Source organism: Candidatus Hepatincolaceae symbiont of Strigamia maritima, from assembly GCF_055505085.1.
The window spans coordinates 1-6,232 of the sequence record NZ_DBKDTU010000198.1; the positions used below are offsets into that span (position 1 = coordinate 1).

General features: G+C 26.0%; 6 protein-coding genes. 2 read left to right on the forward strand and 4 right to left on the reverse strand.

Features of this window, described 5'->3' with window-relative positions:
• Window positions 1-207: 207 nt before the first annotated feature.
• On the forward strand, window positions 208-984 hold the full coding sequence (gene agaR / locus ACQCX0_RS05390; protein WP_462563144.1) for a transcriptional repressor AgaR: 777 nt from the start codon (window positions 208-210) through the stop codon (window positions 982-984).
• A 44-nt stretch (window positions 985-1,028) separates the two neighbouring features.
• Here agaR and ACQCX0_RS05395 read toward each other — a convergent pair whose 3' ends face one another.
• The 4 genes from ACQCX0_RS05395 to ACQCX0_RS05410 are packed head-to-tail and all read right to left on the reverse strand — an operon-like array spanning window position 1,029 to window position 4,541.
• Complete coding sequence (locus ACQCX0_RS05395) at window positions 1,029-1,442, reverse strand: GtrA family protein (protein ID WP_462563145.1); 414 nt, start codon at window positions 1,440-1,442, stop codon at window positions 1,029-1,031.
• A 1-nt stretch (window position 1,443) separates the two neighbouring features.
• The gene (locus tag ACQCX0_RS05400; protein ID WP_462563146.1) at window positions 1,444-2,334 is read right to left on the reverse strand and encodes a glycosyltransferase family 2 protein; all 891 of its coding nucleotides are present in this window, start codon (window positions 2,332-2,334) and stop codon (window positions 1,444-1,446) included.
• A complete protein-coding gene (locus ACQCX0_RS05405; RefSeq protein ID WP_462563147.1) occupies window positions 2,334-3,566 on the reverse strand; it encodes an ankyrin repeat domain-containing protein in 1,233 nt (410 codons plus the stop codon). The genes ACQCX0_RS05400 and ACQCX0_RS05405 overlap by 1 nt, the downstream gene beginning before the upstream one ends.
• 42 nt (window positions 3,567-3,608) lie before the next feature.
• Window positions 3,609-4,541, reverse strand: coding sequence for a metal ABC transporter solute-binding protein, Zn/Mn family (locus ACQCX0_RS05410; RefSeq protein WP_462563148.1), 933 nt, complete (start codon window positions 4,539-4,541; stop codon window positions 3,609-3,611).
• A 100-nt stretch (window positions 4,542-4,641) separates the two neighbouring features.
• Here ACQCX0_RS05410 and ACQCX0_RS05415 point away from each other — a divergent pair, with 100 nt between their 5' ends.
• Window positions 4,642-5,376: an MlaA family lipoprotein gene (locus tag ACQCX0_RS05415; protein ID WP_462563149.1), complete on the forward strand. Its 735-nt coding sequence runs from the start codon at window positions 4,642-4,644 to the stop codon at window positions 5,374-5,376.
• Window positions 5,377-6,232: the final 856 nt, after the last annotated feature.

A 6,232-nucleotide genomic window follows, 5' to 3' on the forward strand; every position in this document is an offset into this window, starting at 1 on the left:
GCATTCCTGCTGAACCGCTCTTCCGATCTTTGAGCTATACTATCTACTATTTGTATAATATTTAGGTGATTAGTTGTAATTTTTGTTGTTAATAATCTAAAATTAACAGAAATTTTATGTTAAAAATGTTTTTTATTGTTGTTTGCCTTACTATAGTTATAGTATACTAAAATACTTAGTAATAAATATTTATGTAAGGTGATTATGATGCAAAAAAGAAAATTAGTTAGGTTACAAGCCATGACTAACAGAATACAATTAGAAAAAAGAATAGAAGTAGAAGATTTAGCTAAAGCATTTAGTGTTAGCTTAGTAACTATTAGAAGAGACTTAGAAACTTTAGAAAAACAAGGTACTATCATTAGAGATTACGGCGGTGCTATGTTTAATAAAACTTTTGTAGAAGAAGACTCTTTATATCAAAAATATAAAACTAATATTGAAGAAAAAGTAAAAATAGCTGAATATGCAGCTTCTTTAGTAAAAGATGGTGAAAATATTATTTTAGATGCTGGTTCAACCACTTCTAAGATGATTCATTTTTTAAGTGTTAAGAAAAATCTTACAGTATTAACTAATGGCTTAAATATTGCTTATGAATTAGCAAGATCTAGTGATATAAATCTTATTCTATTAGGTGGAATTTTACGTCATAAATCTTTGAATTTTAGTGATAGTTATGCTCAAATGGGGTTACATAATTATAATTTTACTAAAATGTTTTTTGCTAGTGATGGGATAGATTTTACGGCAGGTATTACTACTACCACAGAGAATCAAGCTAAATTAAATCAATTAATGATGGAAAAAGCTAAAGAAGTAATCTTAATAGCAGATTCTACTAAATTTAATAAAAGAAGTTTTTGTTCTATTGCCCCTATAAATAGAGTAGATATGATAGTAACTGATTCTAACTTAGATAGTAGTTATATAGATGAAATTAATAAACTTAAGATTAAACTTGTAGCTGTAAAAATTCCATAAAAAATAATAGCTATAAAGTTAGTTTTAAACAACTAACTTTAATCTTAGATATTTTTATTGAATGAAAAGTATTTATGTAAAATAAAATTAATTATTGATAAGATTATACTAGCAATAAACTGAGCTACTAATACTAAAATTTGTATTCTTTCTACTAAGATATATAGTAATAATACATTCAGACAGTAGGATATTATATAGATAATAGAACTTTTATAAAATTCCTTAATAAAATTACTTTTGCTATGGAAAACTAAATATCTTATAGTAAGGTAAGAATGTATAGAACCTAGTACTGAGGTTATAAATAACATAACTTGGTAACTAATACTAGTATTAAAGAGATAATATAAAATACTAAATAATAAATAGAAAAAAACCACATTATATCCTCCTACCAATAAAAACTTTAGTTTGTCAGGTAATTTAAGATAATAGTTAATTAATGCAACTATCATTTTAATGATTAGAGGATAATAAAGTTTGCTCAATTATGTAAAGAGGCTTATTTTGGGCTTCTTTTAAAATTCTAATTAAATATTCTCCTAAAATATAAAAACCTAAAACATTAATACTACCGAAAAATAAAGTAAGACTAATTAACCACGGACCATAAAATAGACTAATAATACTCCCTAATATAGTTATAGCAAAAAGTATTCTAAAAAATTTAACCGGTGAAGGAGAGTATAAAAATACTGTATCTATGGCATAGTTTAAGAGTTTAGTAGCATTAAATTTACTATATCCGATACGTCTTTTAACTCTATTATATGAAATTGTATAAGCTTTAAACTCTGCAAAAGATAGAATACCTTTCATAATTCGATTTTTTTCTTTGATAGATTTAATGATTTCTATTATTTTTTTATCTAACAACCTAAATTCCCCTATATGTTTTGGTATTTGTTTATTAGAAATTTTATCAATTATTGTATAAGAAATACGGCTTATGATATTTCTAAATTTACTATCACTTCTTTGTGTTTGCTTCATAAGTACTACTTTATAACCTTCTTGCCATTTTTCTACCATTTTAGGAATTAATTGAGGTGGATCTTGTAAATCAGAATCCAGAGTAATAGCACAGTCTGCGTGACAATAGTCGAAGGCTACTGATAAAGCAATTTCTTTGCCAAAACGCTTAGCTAATTTAATAACCTTAATATTAGGATTTGTCTGATGATATTTTTGTAATAAAGTAAAAGTTTTATCTAATGAGCCGTCATCTACACATACAATTTCATAGTTAGTAGTAAGTTTTTCTAAAATAGGTATTATAGTATCAAAATATTGTTTAATAGCTGATGCTTCATTATAAAAAGGTGTTAAAATAGAAATTTTCATCATTATATGTTATCTAAAATATATTGTTTTTCTTCAATTGATAGATTCTGATTTAATTTTAAATAATTTATAAAAGTATATCCTTCTTTATTATGCTTATTCTTTAAAGTTTGATTACTTTTCCTAATTAGGTATCTTATCAGATTAGGATTACTATTTAAATATGATGCCCCCATAAGAGGTGTAGTTCCTTCTAAATCTTCTTCTTCTAAATTTAATCCTCTAGATAATAAAAGTCGTATAACTTCTACATCGTTATTATGAGCAGCAGCTAAAAATAAGATCCCCAGACCGTAAGAATCTCTAAATTCAATATTATCTCCTAATTCTATTAGAGATTTTATTACGTTTAAATTATTTTTGACCACAGCTAATCTTAAAGGAGTTACTTCGTTAAACTTAAATAAAGAGCTTTTTATCTTATATACAGCCAGTCTTGCACCTTCTTGTATTAAAATTTGTACTATTAAAGGATTAGGATTATATTCAGCTGCAAATAATATTGGAGTATAGCCATCTTTATTCGGTTCATTAATATCAGCACCGGCATTAATGAGTAATTGTAAAATCAGATGGTTTTGTGAATGTTTACTAGCTAACATAATAGCATTCATTGCTAAATCAGGTACAAAATAATGCATATTAGCAGAATTATTAAGCAAATTAGCTACTAAATCTTTATTGTCTCTTAGAATAGCCACATGTAATAAAGATAAACCGTCAAATCCTTTAGAATTATCAATAAAACTAGGATTAACACCTTTTTTTAATAGATAATTTACTATCCTATTATCAATATGATTATAATAGGAAATCATATAAAAGAGAGTAAAACTATAGTTATATTTTTGATGGTTAGTATATTCTATTTGTCCACCCTTTGATAATAAATAAGCTACAATTTCTAAATTCATTTGAGAATCCACAGCATATTTTAATAAAGTAATTTGGTCTTCGTAACAAGAATCAATAGCAAAAATGCTAAGAACTTTATCTAATTTATTTAGATCTCCTTCTCTTAGAGCATTAAAAGAATTGTTAATATTTTTTAATCGTCTAAATTCTACTAACCACATTATTAATAAAATTAAAGCACTAATTAAAGAAATAATAAACATTAATATCAAACTTGTTTTATTTAATTTAATAAAATTTTTTGTAGAGAGTTCTAATAGTAAATATAAAAATGGACTAACCCATAAAAAAGCCAAAAAAGCCCTGATAAAATTTAACATTATATAACCAGTGTAATCTTTCTAATTAAATATCAGTTATAACTATGATAAGCAAAATATTAAACTTTGTAAATTATTTTTCATTAGAGTTATGTATAAATTAATACCAATCGGAATGTTATCCCCAATTGGATCTAAGATACCAGTTTTAATATTATTTTTTTCTATATAAGCATCAAGAGCTTTATCTTTAAATTGTACTTCTTTAAAAATACATTTAATATTTTCATTTTTTGTATAATTCTGAAGGGTAATAAGGGTTTTTGTATTTAAATTAAAAGGACTATCATGATCTGCATGATTAGTTAATATGGCACCTTTGTTAGATAGATTATATCTTTTTTCTAAATATTGCCAACCATTATGATAAACCATAAAATTTTTTTTAGTAAAAGGCTTTAAACTTTTAACATATTCTGTATGTAAATCTGCTAGTTTTGCTGCATAAAATTTTGCGTTACTATAGTATTTTGTTTGATTTGTAGGGTCATTCATAGCTAAAACTTTAGCAACTTCAAATATGGCTTTTTTCATGTAAATTGGATCTAACCATACATGATAATCTATATCATGTTCAGAATAATGGCGGTTATGATGTTTATGATGTTTATGATTTTCTGAAGATGTAAGCTTTTGAAAAGATAAACTAGAAAATTTATATAAAGGTATATTCCCTAATTTAGAAAATTCAATAAGTTGAATTTTTTTAGTTTGCTTAACAATTTTAGCAATAGGAGTTTCTAAGATAGTATCAGCTATAAAAACTATGTTAGATTTTTTTATAGCAGTAATTTGTTTAAATTTAAGTTCAAAATTGTGAGGAGAGGTTGGGGTAGTTATTATTAAAATTGGAGTAAAGATATCTTTTGCCACCATAGAAACTATAGAATGTAGGGGTTTAATGCTTACTGATACTTCAATGGCATGTAAATTACTGCTCAATAAGATAAATAGCAAAGATAAATACTTTTTCATTAAAGAAATTCTCCTAATTTTAATATTGGTCTTTTATTCTGTATAATTATTTATTATACTTGACGTTTATAACATATGAAACAAAAAACATAGGGAAGTATTGGAAATAAGAGTAATAATCTTTTTAGTTTGTATCTTTATTTTTGAGGGTATAGTTTTTTGTGCTTCTGATGAATTTGGTGGCGTAGAGGATTCGTATCAGGATAATAGTTATTTAGAAATTTATGATCCATTAGAAAAATTTAATCGTAATATGTTATTGGTAAATGATGCAGTAGATAAAAGTATTGCATATATTTTACCACTTAAGCCCTTAAAGGTTATATCTTTATCCCTGCAGGATTTCTTTGAAAATACTCAAGAACCCTATTATATAGTTAACAATTTAATACAGCTTAAAATTGAAGATAGTTTTATAGGAATTACTAGATTTTTAATAAATAGCAGTACTGGATTATTAGGTTTTTTTGATATCGCTACTGTCATGGGTTTAAGATCTAAGAAAAACGATTTAGGTTTAACTTTGGGATATTATGGAGTAGGAACTGGAGTATATTTATATTTACCGCTACTTGGTCCTACTAATGTAAGAGATATAACTGGGTTTACGATAACTACGGCTATAGATGTTTTTATTAATCCATTAGGAGGATTTTATAAAATTATTACCCCAACCTCAGGGATACTAACCACAGGGCGACTAATGAGTACTTATTTTGTACTAAGAGATGATATTAAACAAGCCGAAGCTTTAGCTTTAGATCCCTATGTATTTTTTAAATCTACTTATATGCAGTATAGAGCAGGAAAATTGTTTGATTTAAAAAGTAAATAGTTATTTTTAAAGAGGTTAACTTTTATTCTGAAAAATATCTTGACAAAATATTAAAAATATGTGATTATGCAAGATAAGGTTTGTCTTATGGAGAGCCTTAGCAATCTAATAATATGTTGCATAATAGAACATTAAATAGGAGTATTAATTATGTCAAGCTACGCTGTAAGCCTATCTGAAGATAGGGATTTATCAAATTATTTATCATATATTTCTAAAATAAAAATGTTAACTCAGGATGAAGAATACCGGTTAGCTGTAGAAGCACAAGAACATCAAAATAGAAAAGCTGTACAAAGTTTAGTAATTAGCCACTTACCTTTAGTAGTAAAGATAGCTTACGGTTATAAATCCTATGGACTTCCTATGGTAGATTTAATTTCTGAAGGAAATATTGGTTTAATGAAAGCTGTAGCTAAATTTGATTACCATAAAGGATTTAGACTTACTACTTATGCAATTTGGTGGATTAAGGCTTATATTACCGATTTCATTTTAAATTCTTGGTCTTTAGTAAAAACCGGAACTTTACTAGCTAGAAAGCGGTTATTCTTTTCTTTAAACAAGATGAAAGAAAAATTAAGTGTTATTAATAATAACTTTTCTGATAATAATCTTAAGGTAATTTCTCAAGAATTAAAAGTAACTCCTAGGGATGTAATTGAAGTAAATAATATGCTTTCTAAAAGAGATTTATCTTTGCAGGAAAAAATAGGTGGGAGTGAGGATAGTAATACTACTTTTGCTGATATTTTAGTAGATGAAAATAATAATCCTGAAGAAACTTTTCTTAAAAAACAACAGTAGATCGGAAGAGCGGTTCAGCAGGAATGCCGAGACCGATATCGTATGCCGT